Raw genomic sequence first — 21,155 nt, forward strand, 5'->3', positions numbered from 1 at the left:
AAAAGGCGTCCGGCGCAAGCACTCCGGCGGCCGCTATCCGGCCGGATAGCCCGGCCGCGGCCGGGCGAACCAGGCGGCCGCCCCCGGCCCGCCGACCAGGCACGCGGTCACGATTCCGACGAGGATGCCGAGCAGCCCCGGCGGCTGCATCGCGGCCATGCCACCGAGCCCGATCAGCGCCTCGACGATCGACAAGGTCAGCGCCGCGGTCCGCGTCCCGGGCCCGGCGCTGCCGAACTGGACGGCCAGCGCGGCGAGGATCCAAGCGCACAGGAAGCCGAAGGCGGCCCCGCCCGCGCGCTCGGCGCCGAAGACCACGCCCTGCAATACCGTCAGGGCCACGCCGAGTCCGGCCATGACGAACGAGATCACCTGGGCCGCGCGCACCGTGCCCGGCATGCGGGGAATCTGCGGCGCAGAGCCGAGTCGGCCACCGGCGGAGGGGATTCCGCCGGGCGGCGGCTGCTGCGAGTAGTGCGTGGGGTACTGCGGGAAATCACTGTCGGACACCGCGTTATTCAAGATCACCCGGGCCCGCTGCGCCAGTGCGAGCCTGGCCGCGCAGGCCTGTCGGTGGCACTCGATAGGCTGTTCGGGTGGCAGATCCAGCGACGTACCGGCCTGGTCCGGGGACGATTCCAGTCGAGCCCGGGGTGTACAAGTTCCGGGACGCGCATCGGCGGGTCATCTACGTCGGCAAGGCGAAGAGCCTGCGCAGCAGGCTGAATTCGTACTTCGCCGACGTGGCGTCGCTGCATCCGCGCACCCGCCAGATGGTCACCACCGCGGCCAGCGTCGAGTGGACGGTCGTCTCCACCGAGGTGGAGGCGCTGCAGCTGGAATACAACTGGATCAAGGAATTCGATCCACGCTTCAACGTCCGCTACCGCGACGACAAGTCCTACCCGGTGCTCGCGGTCACCCTGAACGAGGAGTTCCCGCGGCTGTTCGTCTATCGCGGCGCGCGTAAGAAGGGGGTGCGCTACTTCGGGCCCTACGCGCACGCCTGGGCCATCCGCGAGACCTTGGATCTGCTGTTGCGGGTATTCCCGGCCCGCACCTGCTCCAACGGAGTCTTCAAGCGGCACAACCAGATCGGGCGCCCCTGTCTGCTCGGCTACATCGACAAGTGCGCCGCGCCCTGCGTGGGCCGGGTCAGCGCCGCGGAGCACCGCCAGATCGTCGACGATTTCTGCGACTTCCTGGCCGGCCGGACCGACCGCATGGTGCGTGATCTGGAACGCCGCATGCAGGACGCGGCCGAGGATCTCGATTTCGAGACCGCCGCCCGCCTGCGCGATGACGTGCAGGCCCTGCGCCGCGCCCTGGAGAAGCAGGCGGTGGTGCTCGGCGACGGCACCGACGCCGATGTGATCGCCTTCGCCACCGACGAGCTCCAGGTCTCGGTGCAGGTCTTCCACGTCCGCGACGGCCGGGTCCGCGGCCAGCGCGGCTGGGTGGTGGACAAATCCGGTGACGCCATCGACGCTCCCGAGGCGGGCGGGGAGATGGCCGCCGTGGTCGAGCAGTTCCTCACCCAGTTCTACGGCGAGCAGGTCGCGGTGGCCGAGCTGGCGGCCGAGGAGCAGGCGGCCACCGTGGTGCCGCGCGAGGTGCTGGTCCCGGAGTTGCCCGCCGACGCCGAGCAGATCCAGGAGTGGCTGAGCAAGCTGCGCGGCGCGGCGGTCAGCCTGCGGGTGCCCCAGCGCGGCGACAAGAAGGCCCTCGCCGAGACGGTGCAGCGCAACGCGAAGGACGCGCTGGCCCAGCACAAACTCAAGCGCGCGGGCGATCTGACCTCGAGATCGGCCGCGCTGCAAGACATTCAGGACGCCCTCGAGCTCGACACCGCCCCGCTGCGGATCGAGTGCGTCGACATCAGTCATGTGCAGGGCACCGACGTGGTGGCCTCCCTGGTCGTGTTCGAGGACGGCCTGGCCCGCAAATCCGAGTATCGGCACTTCACCATCAAGGAGGCCGCGGGGGAGGGCCGCTCCGACGACGTCGGCAGCATCCGCGAGGTGACCAGGCGGCGGTTCTGGCGGCTCCGGAAGGAGCGCGAGGAGATGGAAGCCGCGGAATTGCAGGCCGAGGCTCCGCTCGCGCCCGAGTTCGCGCTCGAGCTCGACGCGGACGACGCGCTCGGCGCGGACGAACCGGTGTCCCGTCCCGGCATCGATCCGAACACCGGCCGCCCCCGCAAGTTCGCCTACCCGCCCAACCTCTACGTCGTCGACGGCGGCGCACCCCAGGTCGCGGCCGCCGCCGAGGCGCTCGACGATCTGGGCATCACAGACGTGGCTGTCATCGGCCTGGCCAAGCGCCTCGAGGAGGTCTGGGTGCCGGGCGAGCCCGATCCGGTGATCATGCCCCGCAACAGCGAGGCCCTGTTCCTGCTGCAGCGCGTGCGCGACGAGGCGCACCGCTTCGCCATCACCTTCCATCGCAGCAAGCGGTCCCGCCGGATGACGGCCTCCGCCCTGGATTCGGTGAAGGGCCTCGGGCAGTCCCGCCGCACCGCCCTGGTCACCCATTTCGGGTCGGTCGCCAAACTCAAGGAGGCCTCCATCGAGCAGATCACCGAGGTGCCCGGCATCGGCGTGGCCACCGCGAAGGCGGTGCTGGCAGCACTCAATACGGACCAACCGGACGCGACACGCCAGCCGGCAAGCGACAATTGAAGAAATCCGTGTCGCGTACGTTGTGTGTCTGCGCCCGATACCGGAACCGGTACGGGATGATCGAGAGGCACCCTAGACACAGATCCGGTAGGACATGACACGCGTCGAATCGAACAGTTCTGCGGGCGGCCCCCGTTCGGCCGCCGGTTCCGCCATGCCCGAGTCCGGGGCGCAGTGCAACGTCGAGGTCGTCATCGTCACCGGTCTGTCGGGTGCGGGCCGCGGCACCGCGGCCCGGGTGCTCGAGGATCTGGGCTGGTACGTCACCGACAACCTGCCCCCGGAACTGATCGGCCGCATGGTCGAGCTCGGTACCTCCGCCGATCCGCCGATTCGGCGGCTGGCCCTGGTCATGGACGTGCGCAGCCGCTTCTTCACCGGCAATCTCTCGGTGGTGACCGAGCAGTTGCGGGCGCGCGGCGTGCGCACCCGGATCCTGTTCCTGGAGGCCTCCGACGACGTCCTGATCCGTCGTTTCGGCTTCGCTCGGCGCCGGCATCCGCTGCAGAGCGAAAGCCGGGACGGCACGCTCTCGGCGGGTATCGCCTCCGAGCGGGTCCGCCTTTCCACCGTGAAGACCGCGGCCGACCTGGTCATCGACACTTCGGAATTATCGATCCACCAATTGCACCGCAAGCTCGAGGAGGCCTATGGCGGCGGTACACCCGCCGCATTGCAGTTGACCGTGCAGTCCTTCGGCTTCAAATACGGGGTTCCGCTGGACGCAGACATGGTGTTGGATGTGCGTTTTCTACCCAATCCGCATTGGATACCGGAACTTCGGGAACATTCGGGACAGGAAGCGGTGGTCAGCGAGTACGTGCTGTCGCGCCCTGGCGCGGCCGACTATCTCCGTACGGCGCACCACCTGGTCGACCTGACGACGAACGGTTACCGCCAAGAGGGGAAGCGATACATGACGGTGGCAGTGGGCTGCACCGGAGGCAAGCACCGCAGCGTGGCCATAGCCGAGGCACTCGGCGAACTGATCGGCGCGCAATTCGACGAGCAGGGTGCGGCAGGGGCCCCCGACGTCGTGCGCGTGGTGCATCGGGATCTGGGGCGCGAATGACAGGGTGGGAATCCAATCCCGCCATCGTTGCGCTAGGTGGCGGGCACGGGCTATACGCGACATTGACCGCGGTCCGGCGGCTGACCCGCAAGATCTGCGCGGTCGTCACCGTGGCCGACGACGGCGGCTCCTCCGGCCGCCTACGCGCCGAGCTAGGCGTGCTACCCCCGGGTGATCTGCGAATGGCATTGGCGGCCTTGGCCGCCGATCCCGAAGGCGTCTGGACCCAGTCGATTCAGCATCGATTCGGCGGGACCGGCGCGCTGGCCGGGCATTCGGTCGGCAATCTGATCCTGGCGGGCCTCACCGAGGTGCTCGGCAACCCGGTCGACGCGCTGGACGAACTGGGGAAAATGCTCAAGGTGACCGGCCGGGTCCTGCCGATGTCGCCCATCGCCCTCGATATCGAGGCCGATGTCTCCGGGCTGGAAGCGGATCCGCGGGTGAGCCGCTGCATTCGCGGCCAGGTCGCGGTCGCCACGACGCCCGGCAAGGTACGCCGGGTGCGGCTGATCCCGTCGGATCCGCCGGCCAGCCCCGAGGCCACCTCCGCCATCGAGCACGCGGATGTCGTTGTGCTGGGGCCGGGTTCGTGGTTCACCAGCGTGATTCCGCATGTGCTTGTCCCGGAATTGCGGGACGCGCTGGTCTATACCCGCGCCCGTAAGGTCCTGGTGCTGAACCTGGCCGCGGAACCGGGCGAGACGGCGGGGTTCTCCGCCGAGCGTCATCTGCATGTATTGTCCCAGCACGCACCGGAATTCGTGGTCGACGAGGTTTTGGTCGATTCGGGCTCGGTGCCGGAGGGCCGAGAGCGTGAACATGTGGCCAGGGCTGCCGAACAGTTGCGGGCGCGAGTAACCTTTTCCGATGTCGCCGAAGCGGGAACCGACCGGCATCACCCCGGAAAGCTCGCCGCCGCACTGGATCAGCTGATCCGGCAACCTCGGCCGCAAAAGGCAGGGCTTCGAGTCGAAGGACGGCACATGGGCGCGGATGTGCGGTCCGGGTTGGGTGGAAAGGAGCGCGTCTCGTGGCAATGACAGCCGAGGTGAAAGACGAGCTGAGCAGGCTCACCATTTCACAGGTGAGTTCCCGCAAAGCCGAACTGTCCGCGCTCCTACGTTTCGCCGGAGGCCTGCATATCGTCGGCGGCCGGGTGATCGTAGAAGCCGAAGTAGATATGGGCTCCATCGCACGACGGCTGCGCCGGGAGATCTTCGAGCTCTACGGCTACGGCTCCGATGTGCACGTGCTCGGCGCGGGTGGTCTGCGTAAGACCTCCCGGTACGTGGTGCGCGTATCCAAGGAGGGCGAGGCGCTGGCCCGGCAGACGGGTCTGCTCGACGTCCGCGGCCGTCCGGTGCGCGGCCTGCCCGCACAGGTGGTCGGCGGCAGCATCGCCGACGCCGAAGCCGCTTGGCGTGGCGCGTTTCTGGCGCACGGTTCGCTCACCGAGCCGGGTCGTTCCTCGGCACTCGAGGTGAGCTGCCCGGGGCCGGAGGCGGCACTGGCGCTGGTCGGCGCGGCGCGCCGGCTCGGCATCACCGCCAAGGCCCGGGAGGTGCGTGGCACCGATCGGGTCGTGGTGCGCGACGGCGAGGCCATCGGCGCCCTGCTGACCCGCATGGGTGCGCAGGACACCAGGCTGACCTGGGAAGAGCGCCGGATGCGCCGCGAGGTGCGTGCGACGGCGAACCGTTTGGCCAATTTCGACGACGCGAACCTGCGCCGTTCGGCCCGGGCCGCGGTCGCCGCGGCCGCGCGGGTGGAGCGCGCGCTGGAGATTCTCAGCGACGATGTGCCCGACCATCTCGCCGCGGCCGGCAAACTGCGGGTGCAGCACCGCCAGGCCTCCCTGGAGGAGCTGGGCCAGCTCGCCGATCCGCCGATGACGAAAGACGCTGTGGCCGGCCGTATTCGGCGCTTGCTGTCGATGGCCGATCGGCGCGCCAAGGAACTCGGTGTCCCGGACACCGAATCCGCCGTCACCGCCGAACTGCTCGACGAGGCCTGACAGATTCGGACAAATCCGCCGCTCCGGGGCAGCTCGGAGCGGCGGGCTTTTTTCGTGCCCGCTATCGGTGAAAGATCTGGTGCCAGCGGCGTTCGCGGGCCGCGAACGCCCAGCGTCGTCCGGCCCTGCGTGCTGCCCGTGTGCACAACGGCAGGTGCATGTCGGAGCGGTGGCACCTGGGCATTAGTGTGGTTGTGGCATCCATCGGAATGAATCCGCTTGAAAGCTGAGGAGCGATAACGTGACTGTCCGGGTAGGCATCAACGGCTTCGGTCGTATCGGACGCAACTTCTTCCGGGCGGTGGAGGCGCAGAAGGCGCTCGGCACCACCGACATCGAGATCGTGGCGGTCAACGACCTCACCGATAACGCGTCCCTGGCAACCTTGCTGAAGTACGACTCGATCCTCGGCCGCCTGCCGCAGGATGTCTCGCTGGACGGCGACGACACCATCGTGGTCGGCGATCAGCGGATCAAGGCGCTGGCGATCAAGGAAGGCCCGGCGGCGCTGCCCTGGGGCGACCTGGGCGTCGATGTGGTCGTCGAGTCGACCGGTATCTTCACCGACGCGACCAAGGCGAAGGGCCACCTCGCGGCCGGCGCCAAGAAGGTCATCATCTCCGCGCCCGCCAAGGGCGAGGACCTGACCGTGGTCATGGGCGTCAACGACAGCCAGTACGACGGCAGCCAGAACATCATCTCCAACGCCTCGTGCACCACCAACTGCCTGGGCCCGCTGGCCAAGGTGCTCAACGACACCTTCGGCATCGAGCGTGGCCTGATGACCACGATCCACGCCTACACCCAGGATCAGAACCTGCAGGACGGCCCGCACAGCGACCTGCGTCGCGCCCGCGCCGCCGCCCTGAACATCGTGCCCACCGGCACCGGCGCGGCCAAGGCCATCGGCCTGGTGCTGCCCGAGCTGCAGGGCAAGCTGGACGGCTACGCGCTGCGCGTGCCGGTCCCGACGGGCTCGGTCACCGACCTGACCGTCACGCTGGCCAAGTCGGCCTCGATCGACGCGATCAACGACGCGTACCGGGCCGCCGCGGAGGGTGCGCTCAAGGGCTACCTGAAGTACAACGTGGATCCGATCGTGTCCAGCGACATCGTCACCGATCCGCACTCCTGCATCTACGACGCGCCGCTGACCAAGGTCATCGACGATCAGGTGAAGGTCGTCGGCTGGTACGACAACGAGTGGGGCTACTCCAACCGTCTGGCCGACCTCATCGGCCTCGTCGCGAAGTCCCTCTGACGCGCATGACAGTCAAGACTCTTCAAGACCTGCTGAACGAGGGCGTCGAAGGCCGGGGCGTGCTCGTGCGCTCCGACCTGAACGTCCCCCTCGACGACACCGGCGCGATCACCGACCCGGGCCGGATCATCGCCTCGGCGCCGACCATCCGCGCGCTCGCCGAGGCGGGCGCCAAGGTCGTGGTGACCGCGCATCTGGGCCGCCCGAAGGGCGCGCCGGATCCGAAGCTGTCCCTGGCCCCCGTCGCCGCGCGACTGGGCGAGGAACTGGGCCGCAATGTCCAGTTGGCGGGCGATGTGGTGGGCCAGGACGCGCTGGCGCGCTCCGAGGGCCTCACCGACGGCGATGTGCTCCTGCTGGAGAACATCCGCTTCGACGCCCGCGAGACCAGCAAGGACGACGCCGATCGGTTGAAGCTGGCGCACGCGCTGGTCGAGCTGGTCGGTGACGACGGCGCGTTCGTCTCCGACGGTTTCGGTGTGGTGCACCGCAAGCAGGCCTCGGTCTACGACGTGGCCACCCTGCTGCCGCACTACGCCGGTGGCCTGGTCGCCGCGGAGGTGGAGGTGCTGCAGAAGCTCACCTCCGACACCGAGCGCCCGTACGCGGTCGTGCTCGGCGGCTCCAAGGTCTCGGACAAGCTGGCCGTCATCGAGGCGCTGGCCCCCAAGGTCGACACCCTGGTGATCGGCGGCGGCATGTGCTTCACCTTCCTTGCCGCACAGGGCCTTTCGGTCGGCTCCTCGCTGCTGCAGGAGGAGATGATCGGCACCTGCAAGAAGCTGCTCGACGACTGGGCCGATGTCATCCACCTGCCGCGCGACATCGTGGTGGCGGACAAGTTCGCCGCCGACGCCGAGTCGAAGGTGGTGCCCGCCAACGAGATTCCGGACGGCTGGCTGGGTCTGGACGTGGGCCCGGAGTCGGCGGATCGCTTCGCGGCGCTGCTGACCGAGGCGAAGACGGTGTTCTGGAACGGCCCGATGGGCGTGTTCGAGTTCGAGAAGTTCGCCGCGGGTACCCGCGGCGTCGCCGAGGCGATCGTGAAGGCCACCGAAAAGGGTGCGTTCACGGTGGTCGGCGGCGGTGACTCGGCCGCGGCCGTGCGCGCGCTCGGCCTGCCCGACGACGGCTTCTCGCACATCTCGACCGGTGGTGGCGCCTCTCTGGAATACCTGGAAGGCAAAGAGCTGCCCGGTATTTCGGTACTGGAGGACTGAGCAATGGCACGGACACCGCTCATCGCGGGCAACTGGAAGATGAACCTCAATCACCTCGAGGCCATCGCCCTGGTGCAGAAGATCGCCTTCGCGCTGCCGGAGAAGTATTTCGCCAAGGTCGACGTCACGGTCGTCCCGCCGTTCACCGACATCCGCAGCGTGCAGGCCCTGATCGAGGGCGACAAGCTGCTGCTCACCTATGGTGCGCAGGATGTCTCGGTGCACGAGTCGGGCGCCTACACCGGCGAGATCAGCGGCGCCATGCTGGCCAAGCTGGGCTGCAGTTTCGTCGTGGTCGGGCATTCCGAGCGCCGGCAGTACCACAGCGAGGACGACGCCACGGTGCTGGCGAAGACCAAGCAGGCGCTGAAGCACGGGATCACCCCGATCGTGTGCATCGGTGAGGGCCTGAACATCCGGGAGGCCGGCACGCACGTCGAGTACAACCTCGAGCAGCTGCGCGGTTCGCTCAAAGGCCTGACGGCGGAGGAGATCTCGAAGGTCGTCATCGCCTACGAGCCGGTCTGGGCCATCGGCACCGGCAAGGTGGCCTCGGCCGCGAACGCGCAGGAAGTCTGCGGCGCGATCCGCAAGGAGCTGGCCGAGCTGGCTTCCGCGGAGGTCGCCGCGGGTGTGCGCGTGCTCTACGGCGGTTCGGTGAACGCCAAGAACGTCGGCGAGCTGGTCGGTCAGACCGATATCGACGGCGCGCTCGTCGGTGGTGCGTCGCTCAAGGCGGACGAATTCGCCACGCTGGCCGCGATCGCCGCGGGCGGTCCGCTGCCCTGATCGGCGGCAGTACCTCGATCGGCCCGGTACCGCGCTGCGGTGCCGGGCCGATTGCTGTACCGGACCGGGTGGTTACGGCTGCGCGCGCAGGACCAGGCCGTTGCCCTCGGCGTTCGTCAGGGTGAGGGTGTCGGCGTCGACGGTGGCGGTCGTCTTGCCGTTCAGGGCCCGCAGCACGCCGGTGTCGACCTCCATCACGTCCGGCTGGCACACCATGCGGGTGGTGCCGAAGTCCTTGAAGTCGATGGTGGTGGTGCCGGCGGACTTGTCGATCGGGGCCTTGCCGCTGAAGTTGTTGCAGCCGGCGTTGCCCGAGACGCCGTTGTCCCGCAGGACCAGGCTGGGCTTGGATTCGGTGATCGCGACCGAGGCGGTGCGGGCGGTCGGGGTGATGATCTCGGTGACGCGCCAGACGGTGAACTCGAGCGGCTTGTCCGGGGTGGCGATCTTCTTGTCCAGCAGCACGACCGTCTGATCCTGATTCTTCAGGGTCAGCGTGTTGTCCTTCAGTTCCCAGGACGGCGCGGAGGCGAGCAGGGCGGTCATCCACTCGTCCGCGCGGGCGCGGTCGCCGTCGCAGCCCATCAGGGTGCTCGCGAGCTGCCCGGCGGTGACGGTGTGGTTGTCCAGGGTGACCGGCGCGGACCCGGTGTTGCAGCCCGCGGTCGCGCTGACCCGGCCGTCCGCGGTGAAGGTGAGGGTGAGCGGTCCGCCACCGGGAATCTGCGGCCCCTGCACCTCTTTGGAGATGTAGGTGTGTCCCGTCGGGGTCGGCGGTGCGACCGTGGTCGGGGTGGGGCTGGGGCTCGGGGTGGGGTCGGTGGCTTCGCTGCCGCCGCTGTCGCATGCCGCCGTGGCACAGGCGAACAGCAGGATCGGAACGAATCGCAGGAGTTTGACCGACATGTGCGCGATGCTACCGAGGTGCTCGCCCGGGGGTCGACGACGCGCCTGGATAACGGCATGCCGGAGAGCGTGATCCGGCATGCCGCGCGCCACTCAGACCGGCATGCCCAGGGCCGAGGCCAGCGTCTGCCCCAGGGCGTTGACGACGGCGGCGAAGGCGCCGGGATCGAGAACCTGCAGCGGGACATCCCGATTGGCGCAGCCCTGCGGCGCCGGGATCCCGTTGAGCCGGTCGTTGAGCCACAGCACCGCCGAACCCGCGCCGGAGACGGCCGCGATGCCGTGTTCGCTGATCAGCTCGCGGGTGTAGAAGACGCTGGCGTTCGGGTCCTTGCAGTAGGTGTCGTAGGTCCGGTTGACCGCGTTCACCGGCATGACCTCGTCCAGCGGGGCCTGGTAGAGGTAGATCGGGGCGCGGGGCGTGCCGCGGTGGCCCAGGGTCAGCTCGTCCAGGACGTGCTGGATTTCCGGTGCCCGCATCGGGTCGCCGGGGTAGTCGAACAGGCCCTTGATGTTGACGAACGGGAACGCGGCGAATTGCAATGCCACGCACTGGCCTTCGTGCACCACGCGGATGCCCTTGCCCAGCGGGTTCATGTGGCGCTGGATGAAGCCGTCGACCTCCGGGTACTCGCGTGCGACGCCGAACAGGCCGCCCAGGACCGCGCCGCCGAAGGTGGAGGTGCCGTTGTTGTAGTCGATGGCCGCGCGGATGTCGGCCAGCAGGCCGCCCGCCGCCGAGCCGACCAGGTTCAGCTCGGGTGCGTACTCCGCGTGCAATTCGGCGGCGTGCGCGGTCGGGATCGCGCCGCCGGAGTAGCCCCAGAGGGTGGTGCGGGTGGCTGTCCCAGGCAACCCGGCCGGTGCGAAGTTCTGCGCCGCGCGAATGCCGTCCAGGGTGATCCGACCGCCGAGCGGACCCACCGCGTAGGCGGCGTTGGGGCCCTGGTGATCGGGGATCACCACCGCGTGTCCCAGTTGCAGCATCGCCTGGACTTCGATGAATTCCGCACCGATGACGGGGTTCAGCGGGTTCGGCAGCGAGCCCATCTGCAGGGTGTAGGAGGGTGCGCAACTGATCGACAGCGAATCCTCGGCGAACTGGAACGAGACCAGTCCGCGCTGCCCGGTGGGTGCCGGGCGGTGCGGCACGATGACGGTCGCGACCGCCGGGATCGCCTCGCCGCGGGTGTTGGTGCTGCGGTAGGAGACCTGCCAGGCATTGGTATTGAGCGGGATGAGCCAGAAGTTGGCGAGATTGACCTGCCGGGCGGCGAGGATCTCGCCGGGCTGCGCGGCGGCGACCTCGGCCGGGTCCGGGCTGTAGAAGGCCGGATCGAGATGCGGCGGCGCGGGCGGCATCGGGAAGGGCAGCGGGGGCGCCACCGGAACTGGTTGCGCGGCAACGTCATTGGCCACTACGGGACAAATCGCGACGGTCAGGCCCGCGGTCAGGGCCAGGCAGGCCCGGGTGACGCGCCGGCCCCGTGCGGTGGTCGTACTCATGCAGAAACTCCTCGGCGAATCCGCTGGGCCGGCCGTTCTGAGGGGCGCGCCGCGCGGTAGCTCCACAAAGGGAGCGGTTATTTCCTAACTGGCGTCCCAGACTGTAGATCGCGGCCCGGCACTGTGTCAACGGTCACGCCACCCGGCCGCTGTAACGCCCGGCACGGCGGGCAGGATTGTCAGCCATGACCCGAAGCGCCGAGGGCGCGGATTCCGCGGAGCGCCCACCGGCCGGCTCCCAGCGTCCACGCCGCACACAGTCCGAACGGCGCGCCGCCACCGTGGCCAAGCTGATGGACGCCACCATCGCGGCCATCGGCGAGGTCGGCTATCAGCGCGCGACGGTGCAGGAGATCTGCGGCCGGGCCGGGCTCTCGGTGGGCGCGATGTTCCGGCAGTTCGACAGCCGCCTGGACCTGATCGTGCGCACCTGCGAGGAGATCATCACCCGCCAGATCGCGGCCTTCAGCGTGGTCATGGAACAGCTGGGCAGCCAAGAGAATTCGCTCGACACCGCGCTGCGCTTCCTGCGCGACGCGCAGGCCGGCAACCTGACGCACGCACTGCGCGAGATCTACCTGTCCGCGCGCTCGGACGCCGAACTCCGCGCCCGCATCGCGCCGAACGTCGAGGACTACTACGCGCGCATCGTTTCCGAGGTGGAGCGCACCCGGGTGCTGCACCGCTTCCCGCCGGACAAGCGCGAACCGCTGTTCTTCCTTGTGCTGCACCTGTTCTCGGGGCAGGCGGTGGTCCGCGGGGTGGTCCCGGACCCGGCCATGGACGAGGCGGTGCTGACGCTGATCGAGGACCTGCTCGTCAGCTATCTCGACAAACGCTCCGACGCGTGAGGTTGTGGACCCTGCAGGCGCCGGAGGTCGTCGAGACCCTCCGATCGGCCGGTCACTATCGGGCGGACTGGGAACGGGTCACCGCGAATTGGCGGCCCGCCTTCGAGGACCTGACCCGGGAGCTGGGCCGCCGCGGCATCGATGACGGCGCGGCCCCGCCCGTGTGGTGCTGGCGTGGCCGCGCCCGGCAGCGCCGCGCGGTGCGATCGACGGCGAACTCGCTGCTCGGGCACCATGAATGGGCGCACGGACGCTGGCTGATCACGCTGCGGGTGCCGGACGAGCTGATCCTGGCCACGTCCTACGCGCGATGGAACGACTACCTCGGGTATCGCGGTGGTTACGACGCCACCCTGGTCGAGGGCCCGCACCGCATGGACTGGACGCCGACCCTCCGATCGTCCTGGGACACGCTGCAATACGCGATCCCGTATTTGCGCCTCGACTGGGTCATCCGCGCGCGCCCGTACCCGCCGGACACCGATACGACGGCTCAGATCATGGCGGATCCGCACTGCCGCGCGATCTTCGAGCGCCGCAACCGATCTCGGTGAACGGTCCGGCGGAGTTACGGCAGCACGTCGACTATCACCCGCGGGTCGAGTTCGCGCAGCTTGTCCGGGCGGTCGGTCAAACAGGACCAGCCGCGATTGACCGCCTCCAGCGTGACGTGCCCCGCGGTGACCATGGTGTCGGCATCGCGGCGGCCCAGCAGCGTGGCGCCGACCTGGCGGCTGGCCGGGCCGTCCAGGCCCCGGATGACGGTGTTCGGCAGATCCAGCAGCGCCGAGAGAATGTCGTGGCGGCGCACCGGAATCAGCGCGCGCGCCGCGACCAGCGCCGTCACCGGGACGAGCAGGGTGTTGCCCGCCTCGGAGGTGGTCCACACGACGGACTGGGCGTACATCACCCGGTGCGCCCAGGCGGTCAATGCGGCGGTGTCGAAGACGACCCCGCTGAGTTCACTACGGTCGGTCACGGCATCGCCTCGCTCGCCGCCCCCGCGGCAGTGGTCCCCCGGACGGGCGCCCTCACGCGGCACCGGGTCGGCGCTCGTCGAATTCCTTCTGGGACAACGCCGGCAGGCCCTGCATCGCGCGGGCCCGGTTGATCATCTCCAGCGGCGGCGGACCGCCGATCACCTCTTCGACCTTGGCGAGTGCTTCGACCCGGTCGACTTCGGCGCGATCCATGCGGGTTTTCACCGAGTCGGCGACGTAGGCGGAGACGGAGCTGATCTGACCGCGTTCGCGCCAAAGATCCAGTGTGGCCGCGATTTCCTCGGGGAGGGTGATGGTCACCTTCCTCGTTCTACGCTCCGCAGTCATGCCGAGATTCTAACGGCGGCAAGGCCGCTGAGCGGGGCGTTTGCCCAGTGTTACCGGCCCGGATTACCCGCGGTCCGCGGGGCGGGCGGAATCCGGATCCCGGGACGGCCGTGCAACTTTCGGGCGAACGTGCGTGGCGCGCCGGCGCGGGTGGTCGCCGCCCGGGCCGAGTGGCACAGCCAGCCGTCGACGCTTGTTCCTCGCGGATGTGGCACAAGCTGTCGGCGGAGGCGGTCGGTGGTGGTTGCCGCTTGGCGTACATCCGGCAATCCCGGGTGCCCGGCCCCAAGGCGGCGAACGCGGGATCCGGGCAATCCGGCGATATGCTCTGCCGAGTGACCGCAGCTGACGCGACGACCCCGCTCTCCACCTGGGCCCCTCTACGGTCCCGCGTCTACCGGTCCCTGTGGATCGCGCAGCTGGTGTCCAACCTCGGCACCTGGATGCAGACCGTCGGCGCGCAGTGGATCCTGGTCGACGAGCCGAACGCCGCCGCGCTGGTGTCGTTCGTGCAGACCGCGATCACCCTGCCCGTGATGCTGCTGGCGATCCCGTCCGGCGTCATCGCCGACCTGGTCGATCGGCGCCGGTTGCTGCTGGGCGCGCAATCCACGATGGCGGTGCTGGCCGCCGTGCTGGCCATCACGACCGCGACCGGCCACACCTCACCCGGTGTCCTGCTGACGCTGCTGTTCCTGATCGGCTGCGGTCAGGCGCTGACCGGCCCGGCCTGGCAGGCGATCCAGCCCGAACTCGTTGCGCGGGAGCAGATTCCCGCGGCCTCCGCGCTGGGCAGCATGAACATCAATATCGGGCGCGCGGTGGGGCCGGCGGTGGCCGGTGTGCTGGTGTCGCTGTCCGGGCCGACCCTGGTGTTCGCGCTGAACGCGGTCTCCTTCGTCGGGATCGTGGTGGTGCTGGCGTTCTGGCAGCGGCCGGCCACCGCGCGCAAGCTGCCGACCGAACGGCCGCTGGCCGCGTTGCAGGCCGGGACCAGGTTCATCCGGGCCGCTCCCGCGATCCGTCGGGTGCTGCTGCGCTCGATCCTGTTCATCGCGCCCGCGAGCGCGCTGTGGGCGCTGCTGCCGGTGATCGCGCGCGAGGAACTGGGGCTCTCGTCCTCCGGCTACGGCCTCATGCTCGGCGCGCTCGGCATCGGCGCGGTGCTCGGTGCGCTCGGGCTGTCCCGGATCCGGGCCTGGCTGACGCCTACCCAGCGCCTGACCGCGGCGGCGGTGCTGTTCGGTCTCGCCTCCGCGGGCACGGCCCTGCTCGGCTCGCTGCCACTGGTGCTGGCGCTGCTGGTCGGGGCGGGCCTGGCCTGGCTGCTGGCCATGTCGACGATGAACGCGACCATGCAGCTGCTGTTGCCCGCGTGGGTGCGGGCCCGCGGGCTGTCGGTGTATCTGCTGGTGTTCATGGGCGGGCAGGCGATCGGCTCGCTGCTCTGGGGCCTGGTCGCGCACGAACTCGGCGCGGTGGCCGCGCTGCTCATCGCCGCCGGGCTGCTCGCCTGCAGCGCGCTGACCAGCGTGTGGCTGCCGATCCGGCACAACCTCGAGGATCTGGACCTGACGCCCTCGGCGTACTGGGCCGAACCGGAGCTGGTGGTGTCGCCCGAGCCCGAGGACGGGCCGGTCATGGTGCTGCGGACCTACGACGTGCCCGCCGAGAACGTGGACGACTTCATGGCGGCGATGGTGTTCGTCGGCCGGTCCCGCCAGCGCACCGGGGCCATGGAGTGGCGGCTGTACCGCGATGTCGGCGTGCTCGACCGGTACGTGGAGGCGTTCGTGGTGCGGTCCTGGGCCGAGCACATGCATCAGCATCAGGTGCGGCTCACCACCGCTGATCAACTGCGCGAGAAAGAGGTCACCCGCTACACCCTCGGCGAGGACCGGATCACCCATCTGGTCGCCGTCGGACCGCGGTAGCGGGAGCGGTCGCCGGGTCGATTAGGGGCCTGGGCACGCGTGCCCATACACTGTGGCCATGCGGATGTTCCTGGATATCCTCCTGATCATCACCAGCGTGCTGCTGGTGCTGTTGGTGCTGCTGCACCGCGCCAAGGGTGGAGGCCTGTCCAGCCTTTTCGGTGGCGGCGTGCAATCGAGCCTGTCCGGCTCCACAGTGGTCGAGAAGAACCTCGACCGTCTCACGGTCTTCACCGGTGTCATCTGGTTGATCGCGATCTTGGGCATCGGCCTCGAGATCAAGTACGCCTGATCCCCGCACACCCCTTCCGCATAGTCCGCACCTGACTGCCGCACAGCCTTCGGCGCCACCGCACATCTGCGAGCGCCACGGCCGTGCGGCAGCTTTCTGTGCGGGTCTAGTCGGCGCGGGGGATGCGGCCGTCGACGTCGGTGAAGGTGTAGGCGTCGGCCAGGTCGGCTACGCGGTAGGCGTTGCCGGTGCGGGATTCGCGGTGCGGGTCGGTGGCGAGAGCGACGACGGCGCGGCCGGGGAAGCGGGGGCTTTCGGCTTCGTCGAGGTCGTAGCTGCCTTCGCCGGGGAGGGTGACCACGCGCTTGCCGTCGGCGCCGGCCGGGACCATTTGCAGCAGTTCGGTATTGACGATCCCGGGCCAGAGTGAGACAACCGTCACTCCGGTGTCCGCGAGGTTGTGTGCCATGTCGGCGGTCAGGCGGTCCAGGGCGGTCTTGGCGACGCCGTAGACCGCGTTGTGCATGTACCGCTCGGCGCCCGGCGAGGAGATGTTGACGATCAGGCCGTCGGCCGCGATCAGCAGCGGGGCGGCGAAATAACTTGCCGCGTAGTGCGATCGGACGCCGATATCGAAGGTCTCGTCCCACGCCTTGGGTGGCACCTCCCAGAACGGCTTGCCGAGCCAGCGGGCGGCGGCGGGGGAGTTGTAGACGTTGTTGACCAGCACGTCGAGCTTCCCGTGCTCCGTGCGGATCTGCTCGAAGAGCTGCTGCACGGCGTCGTCGTCGCGGTGATCGCAGACGACCGGCACGCCGGTGCCGCCGAGTTCGTCGATCTGCGCGGCGGTTTCGGCCACCGTGCCGGGCAGCCGTCCGGTCGTGGCCGTGCGGCCGGTGACGTACACCGTCGCTCCCGCCGCGCCCAGTTCCAAGGCGATGCCTTTGCCGATGCCCCGGCTCGCGCCCGTGACCACGGCGATCTTTCCGTCGAGCTTTTGCGCTATTCCACTCACGACTCCGGGACACTACCGTGAAAATAAGAACACGTTCTAAGTTTGGAGACAGAGTGGTTGCAGAGCAGGGGCCGTCGCATCGGTTCGTGGACACCAACGGTGCGCGGTTGCACGTCACGGAGCAGGGCGAAGGTCACCCGGTGATCTTCTGTCACGGCTTCCCGCACACCTGGTACATGTGGCATCGGCAGCTGCCGGCCGTCGCGGCCGCCGGATACCGCGCCATTGCGCCGGACCTGCGCGGTTACGGCAAGACCGAGGTGCCGGACGGGCCGGACGCCTACACCAACCAGGCGGTCATCGGGGACCTGCTGGGCCTGCTCGACGACATCGGCGCGGAGAAAGCGGTCTTCGTCGGCCTGGATTTCGGCGCCCAGCTGGTGTGGGAGCTGGCCTGGCGGGCCCCGGAACGCATCAGCGGCATCATCGTGCTGAACAACCCGATCCAGCCGCGCCCGCCGAAAGCCCCGTCGGAACTGTGGGCGCGCGCGGCGAAACGGCATTTCCTGCACCTGGACTACTTCCAGAAGCCGGGCGTGGCCGACGCCGAACTGGCCGCGGACCCGAAGTCGTTCCTGCGCCGCGTCTACTACTCGCTCAGTGCCGACTACCACTACCTCGATACCTGGCAGCATCCGGCCGAGGGCACCGGATACCTCGATGTGCTGCCCGCGGCGCCCGCGCTGCCGTGGCGCTGGTTCGCCGAGAGCGACCTCGACACGCTCGCCGCCGAATTCGACCGCACCGGATTCACCGGCGGCCTGAACTGGTACCGGGCCCTGGACCGCAACTGGGAGCTCACCGCCGATTACGCGGACGCGAAGGTCACCGTCCCCACCTACTTCATGTACGGCGACCGGGACCCGGACATGGAGGGGTTCAGCGGCCGGGATCCGCTGGGCACCATGCAGGCTCATGTACCCGGACTGCGCGAGGTCACCAAGATCTCCGACGCGGGTCACCTGGTGCAGCTGGAGCGCACCGACGAGGTGAACACCCTGCTCGTCGCGCACCTGCGCGATCTGCTGGGTTCCTGAGGGGCCGGTGCCGGAGGAGTGGGCGGGGTGCCGCCGGATTCTCGCGAGTTGTGCAGATTTCGTGATGGAACGCCGGAGAGGCTGCGCCGGTAGCGATTTCGGATGATCGGCCCGGTTAGGGTCGGCCTGTGATGTCGGAATCCGAGCTGCCGCGGCCGAACGGGGCGAGTGCCTACGCCGCGGCCACCCTCGCCCTGTTCGGTGCGCCGGCCATGGCCGCCGCCAGTTTCCTGGCCTTCATGGAATCGGAGAACACCAAGCCCTACGACGTGGAACGCGACGAGACGCTGCAAGCGTTGGCCTGCTGCTTCGGCATCAGTGCGCTGCTCCTGTTTCCCGGCGCGACCCTGCTGCTGCGCGGCGCACCCGTCGGGCGCGGGCTGATCGCGATCGGCGCGGGGTTCGCGGTGCTCGGGCACGCCCTTGGGTTCTATCTGCTGACCTTCGTCATGAATCCCGGTTACCCGATCGACCAGTCGATCACCCCGACCGCGGCGGCGTTCTTCCTAGCGCTGCTGGCCTTTCCGGTCGTCACCCTGTGGTGCGCGCTCGCCAAGGCGACGACCGTGTGGCTCGGCTACCGGTATTCGCCGTCCAGTGCCGGATAGTCCGACCAGCTGGGCAGGGGCTGTCCCGCGAGGTAGGCGGTCAGACGGTCGAGCAGGTACTGCCAGCGCGGGCCGATCTCGGGGGCGTCGGCAGGGCAGAGGTGGCGGCGGACGAGCTCGAGGTTGGTGAGCACGCCGACCTGGTCGAGATGCAGTTCGAGCAGGCAGCCGTCGAGGTGGAAGACCAGCTCGTGCGGTGCGGCGCAGTGGTCGATGCGCAGGGCGTGCGGGCCCGTGGCCGGACCGTCGAGCGGTGCCAGGGTGAAGGTGCCGCCGCCGCCCGCGACCGCACCGAGCCAGCGGCTCAACTGGCCGCGGTCGGTGCACGCCGACCACACCTCCGGCACCGGCAGGCGGAACGAGCGCAGGTAGTGCAGCAGGACCAGATCGGCGCCGCGCTCGTGTTCGGGACGTACTTCGCCGAGCGTGGACATCGTGGTCATGCGACTGTCCTTTCCCTGCGGGGCGGTGGCCCGTCCACTGTATTTCCCGGGCGCGGCCACGCGTGCCTTATTCGGCGAGCAGTTTGCCCGCCGCGGTCACGATGGCGGCCTCGTCCAGCAGGACGGTCGCGGCCGCCGGGCCGAGCGGGATGAAACTGTCGGCACTGGTGACCCGCGCGATCCGGCCGTCGAACCCGCCGTCCAGCAGCGCCGTGCAGACCGCCTCGGAAACGCCGCCGCTGCGCCGGGTTTCGTCGACGACGAGCACCCGGCCGGTCGCACGGGCCTGCGCCAGCAGATCGGTCACCGGCAGCGGCGCCAGCCAGCGCAGGTCGAGAATGCGGACGCCGTGCCCGTGCTCGTGCAGGCGATGCGCCGCCCGCAGACTCATCGGAACTCCGTTGCCGAAGGTGACGATGGTGAGGTCGGCGCCGTCGCCGTAGCTGCGGGCCCGGCCCAGCTCGACATGGTCACCCGTGCTCGCCGCGGGCCAGACATCGTCACCGATGTGCAGGTCGCGGGTGTGATACAGGGCGATGGGCTCGACGAAGACGCAGACCCGCCCGTCCACCCGGGCGGCGGCGACGCAGGTGCGCAGCATCGCGGCGGCGTCGTCGGCCCGGGCCGGGACCGCCAGCACCAGCCCGGGGATATCCCGCAGGGCCGCCAGCGCGTTGTCGTTGTGGAAGTGCCCGCCGAAGCCCTTCTGATAGGCCAGCCCCGCGATCCGCACCACCATCGGATTGCGGAAACGGCCGTGCGAGAAGAACGACAGCGTCGCCGCCTCGCCCCGCAACTGGTCGGCGGCATTGTGCAGATAGGCGAGATACTGGATCTCCGGGATCGGCACGAAACCCGCCAGCCCCGCGCCCAGGGCGGTACCGAGCACGCTCTGCTCGTCGAGCAAGGTATCGAACACCCGCCGCGATCCGAACCGCTTCTGCAACCCCTTCGTGACGCCGTACACGCCACCCTTGCGGCCCACGTCCTCACCGAACACGAGGATGTCCGGGTCGCGGTCGAGCAGGTCGGCGAGCGTGTGATTGATGGCCTGCGCCAACGTCATTCGGTCCGCGCCCGCAGCCTCGCTCGGACCGGTGCGGACGGCGTCGGCGCGGATCTCGTCCGGGTGCGTGGGGGCGAGCGGGGCGATGACCGCGCCGGCCGAGGCCAGTTTCGGCTCGCGCCAGACCACCTCGGCGGTGTCGGTGACGCGCTGGGCGATGTCGTCGTAGCGGGCGAGAAGCTGGTCCGCGGTGGCGATTCCGGCGCCGATGAGGATGCGCGCGGTGGACAGGACCGGGTCGCGGTCCAGGTCCGCGCTGATCTCGGCGGGGCGGCGATAGGCGGATTCCACGTCCGAACCCGCGTGGCCGAGCAGGCGTACCGTCCGCAGCCGCAGGAACGCGGGCTTGCGATGCTTCCGAACCCAGTGTGCGGCAGCGGAAGCCGTGGTGAGCGTGTCGATCAGGTCGCAGCCGTCGGCGTAGAAGTATTGCAGGCCGAGGCGGACACCGTAGGCCTGCTCGATCCAGTCCGGCGGGGTGGGCACGCTGAGCCCGATCCCGTTGTCCTCGCACACGAACAGCACCGGCATCGGAACACCCTGGTGCGCGGTGTGAATCGCGGTGTTGATCGCGCCCACCGCGGTCGAATGGTTCGCCGAGGCGTCCCCGAAACTGCACAGCACCACCGAATCCGCGGGCCACTCCGACGAGATCCCCAGCCGCGCGGCCCGTTCCAGCGCGAAGGCCAGACCGACCGCCCGTGGCAGATGCGAGGCGATCGTCGAGGTCATCGGAATGATGCCGGCGGGCTTGCTCCCGAACACCTTGTGCCGCCCACCGGAGATCGGATCCGCCACGGCCGCCACCACTCCCAGCAGCACGTCCCGGATCGGATCCAGCTCCGGCAGCTGCCGGCAGCGCTGCACGAAGAAGCCCCCGGACCGATAGTGCAGCAACGCCGGATCGCTCACCCGCAACGCCGCCGCCACCGCGGCGTTCCCCTCGTGCCCCGAGGACCCGATGCTGTAATACCCCCGCCGCTCGACCCCGAGCCGCCGCGCCGCCAGATCCAAATGCCTGCTGGTGGCCTGCGATTCGAACAGCTCCACCAGTTCGGCCCCGCCGAAACCGGCTAGCGCCGTCGCGCCCGCACGCCCCGCCTCCACCGCCGACACCGCGGTGCGGAACCGCTCGTCCAGATCGACTCGCTGCTCGGTCATGCAGCGATCATCGCCGACAAGACCACCC

At 69.3% G+C, this 21,155-nt stretch carries 21 protein-coding genes; 13 read left to right on the top strand and 8 right to left on the bottom strand.

Features of this window, described 5'->3' with window-relative positions; all coding sequences use genetic code 11:
• Positions 1-33: 33 nt before the first annotated feature.
• Positions 34-510: a hypothetical protein gene (locus AB0H76_RS08090; protein ID WP_357319031.1), complete on the bottom strand. Its 477-nt coding sequence runs from the start codon at positions 508-510 to the stop codon at positions 34-36.
• An 86-nt stretch (positions 511-596) separates the two neighbouring features.
• Between AB0H76_RS08090 and uvrC the strand changes: the two genes are divergently transcribed.
• The 7 genes from uvrC to tpiA all read left to right on the top strand — a co-directional run bounded on the left by uvrC (position 597) and on the right by tpiA (position 9,040).
• Positions 597-2,681: an excinuclease ABC subunit UvrC gene (uvrC, locus tag AB0H76_RS08095; RefSeq protein WP_357319034.1), complete on the top strand. Its 2,085-nt coding sequence runs from the start codon at positions 597-599 to the stop codon at positions 2,679-2,681.
• Between the two features lie 154 nt (positions 2,682-2,835).
• Positions 2,836-3,753, top strand: coding sequence for an RNase adapter RapZ (rapZ, locus tag AB0H76_RS08100; protein ID WP_357319037.1), 918 nt, complete (start codon positions 2,836-2,838; stop codon positions 3,751-3,753).
• Positions 3,750-4,796, top strand: a complete 1,047-nt coding sequence (gene yvcK, locus AB0H76_RS08105) for a uridine diphosphate-N-acetylglucosamine-binding protein YvcK (protein WP_357319040.1) — start codon at positions 3,750-3,752, stop codon at positions 4,794-4,796. The genes rapZ and yvcK overlap by 4 nt, the downstream gene beginning before the upstream one ends.
• Positions 4,793-5,770: a DNA-binding protein WhiA gene (whiA, locus tag AB0H76_RS08110; protein ID WP_357320513.1), complete on the top strand. Its 978-nt coding sequence runs from the start codon at positions 4,793-4,795 to the stop codon at positions 5,768-5,770. The genes yvcK and whiA overlap by 4 nt, the downstream gene beginning before the upstream one ends.
• Before the next feature lie 241 nt (positions 5,771-6,011).
• Positions 6,012-7,031 (top strand): type I glyceraldehyde-3-phosphate dehydrogenase, encoded by a 1,020-nt coding sequence (gap, locus tag AB0H76_RS08115; protein ID WP_357319043.1) that lies wholly within the window; start codon positions 6,012-6,014, stop codon positions 7,029-7,031.
• Between the two features lie 5 nt (positions 7,032-7,036).
• Complete coding sequence (locus tag AB0H76_RS08120; RefSeq protein WP_357319046.1) at positions 7,037-8,251, top strand: phosphoglycerate kinase; 1,215 nt, start codon at positions 7,037-7,039, stop codon at positions 8,249-8,251.
• A gap of 3 nt (positions 8,252-8,254) precedes the next feature.
• A complete protein-coding gene (gene tpiA / locus AB0H76_RS08125; RefSeq protein ID WP_357319048.1) occupies positions 8,255-9,040 on the top strand; it encodes a triose-phosphate isomerase in 786 nt (261 codons plus the stop codon).
• A gap of 72 nt (positions 9,041-9,112) precedes the next feature.
• On the opposite strand, the gene AB0H76_RS08130 is transcribed toward tpiA, so the two are convergent.
• Together AB0H76_RS08130 and AB0H76_RS08135 are read right to left on the bottom strand one after the other, a co-directional pair.
• On the bottom strand, positions 9,113-9,946 hold the full coding sequence (locus tag AB0H76_RS08130) for an META domain-containing protein (RefSeq protein ID WP_357319051.1): 834 nt from the start codon (positions 9,944-9,946) through the stop codon (positions 9,113-9,115).
• 93 nt (positions 9,947-10,039) lie between these two features.
• Positions 10,040-11,452 (bottom strand): lipase family protein, encoded by a 1,413-nt coding sequence (locus tag AB0H76_RS08135; RefSeq protein ID WP_357319054.1) that lies wholly within the window; start codon positions 11,450-11,452, stop codon positions 10,040-10,042.
• A gap of 185 nt (positions 11,453-11,637) precedes the next feature.
• On the opposite strand from AB0H76_RS08135, the gene AB0H76_RS08140 reads away from it, so the two are divergent.
• Both AB0H76_RS08140 and AB0H76_RS08145 read left to right on the top strand, forming a co-directional pair.
• Positions 11,638-12,303, top strand: a complete 666-nt coding sequence (locus AB0H76_RS08140; protein ID WP_357319057.1) for a TetR/AcrR family transcriptional regulator — start codon at positions 11,638-11,640, stop codon at positions 12,301-12,303.
• Positions 12,300-12,857, top strand: a complete 558-nt coding sequence (locus tag AB0H76_RS08145) for a hypothetical protein (RefSeq protein ID WP_357319060.1) — start codon at positions 12,300-12,302, stop codon at positions 12,855-12,857. The genes AB0H76_RS08140 and AB0H76_RS08145 overlap by 4 nt, the downstream gene beginning before the upstream one ends.
• A gap of 14 nt (positions 12,858-12,871) precedes the next feature.
• Here the strand turns inward: AB0H76_RS08145 and AB0H76_RS08150 are convergent, their stop codons facing one another.
• Together AB0H76_RS08150 and AB0H76_RS08155 are read right to left on the bottom strand one after the other, a co-directional pair.
• Positions 12,872-13,282 (bottom strand): hypothetical protein, encoded by a 411-nt coding sequence (locus AB0H76_RS08150; RefSeq protein ID WP_194813961.1) that lies wholly within the window; start codon positions 13,280-13,282, stop codon positions 12,872-12,874.
• Between the two features lie 52 nt (positions 13,283-13,334).
• Positions 13,335-13,604, bottom strand: a complete 270-nt coding sequence (locus AB0H76_RS08155; protein WP_357319063.1) for a hypothetical protein — start codon at positions 13,602-13,604, stop codon at positions 13,335-13,337.
• Between the two features lie 350 nt (positions 13,605-13,954).
• Here AB0H76_RS08155 and AB0H76_RS08160 point away from each other — a divergent pair, with 350 nt between their 5' ends.
• Together AB0H76_RS08160 and secG are read left to right on the top strand one after the other, a co-directional pair.
• Complete coding sequence (locus AB0H76_RS08160) at positions 13,955-15,565, top strand: MFS transporter (protein ID WP_357320516.1); 1,611 nt, start codon at positions 13,955-13,957, stop codon at positions 15,563-15,565.
• 58 nt (positions 15,566-15,623) lie between these two features.
• The gene (secG, locus tag AB0H76_RS08165) at positions 15,624-15,857 is read left to right on the top strand and encodes a preprotein translocase subunit SecG (RefSeq protein ID WP_357319066.1); all 234 of its coding nucleotides are present in this window, start codon (positions 15,624-15,626) and stop codon (positions 15,855-15,857) included.
• Between the two features lie 106 nt (positions 15,858-15,963).
• Here the strand turns inward: secG and AB0H76_RS08170 are convergent, their stop codons facing one another.
• Positions 15,964-16,812 (bottom strand): SDR family NAD(P)-dependent oxidoreductase, encoded by an 849-nt coding sequence (locus AB0H76_RS08170; protein ID WP_357319068.1) that lies wholly within the window; start codon positions 16,810-16,812, stop codon positions 15,964-15,966.
• Positions 16,813-16,898: 86 nt separating this feature from the next.
• Between AB0H76_RS08170 and AB0H76_RS08175 the strand changes: the two genes are divergently transcribed.
• Both AB0H76_RS08175 and AB0H76_RS08180 read left to right on the top strand, forming a co-directional pair.
• Positions 16,899-17,849 carry an alpha/beta hydrolase gene (locus AB0H76_RS08175; RefSeq protein ID WP_357319071.1) on the top strand — a complete coding sequence of 317 codons (951 nt, stop codon included), beginning with the start codon at positions 16,899-16,901 and terminating at the stop codon, positions 17,847-17,849.
• A 128-nt stretch (positions 17,850-17,977) separates the two neighbouring features.
• Positions 17,978-18,457 carry a hypothetical protein gene (locus AB0H76_RS08180; protein ID WP_357319074.1) on the top strand — a complete coding sequence of 160 codons (480 nt, stop codon included), beginning with the start codon at positions 17,978-17,980 and terminating at the stop codon, positions 18,455-18,457.
• Here the strand turns inward: AB0H76_RS08180 and AB0H76_RS08185 are convergent.
• Both AB0H76_RS08185 and AB0H76_RS08190 read right to left on the bottom strand, forming a co-directional pair.
• Positions 18,427-18,900 (bottom strand): hypothetical protein, encoded by a 474-nt coding sequence (locus AB0H76_RS08185; RefSeq protein WP_357319077.1) that lies wholly within the window; start codon positions 18,898-18,900, stop codon positions 18,427-18,429. The two genes, AB0H76_RS08180 and AB0H76_RS08185, sit on opposite strands and share 31 nt — an antisense overlap.
• Positions 18,901-18,967: 67 nt before the next feature.
• Entirely contained in the window at positions 18,968-21,127 is a 2,160-nt protein-coding gene (locus tag AB0H76_RS08190; protein ID WP_357319080.1) for a thiamine pyrophosphate-dependent enzyme, read from the bottom strand.
• Positions 21,128-21,155 lie beyond the last annotated feature (28 nt).

The sequence above is a fragment of the Nocardia sp. NPDC050712 genome (assembly GCF_040654295.1).
Lineage (GTDB): Bacteria > Actinomycetota > Actinomycetes > Mycobacteriales > Mycobacteriaceae > Nocardia.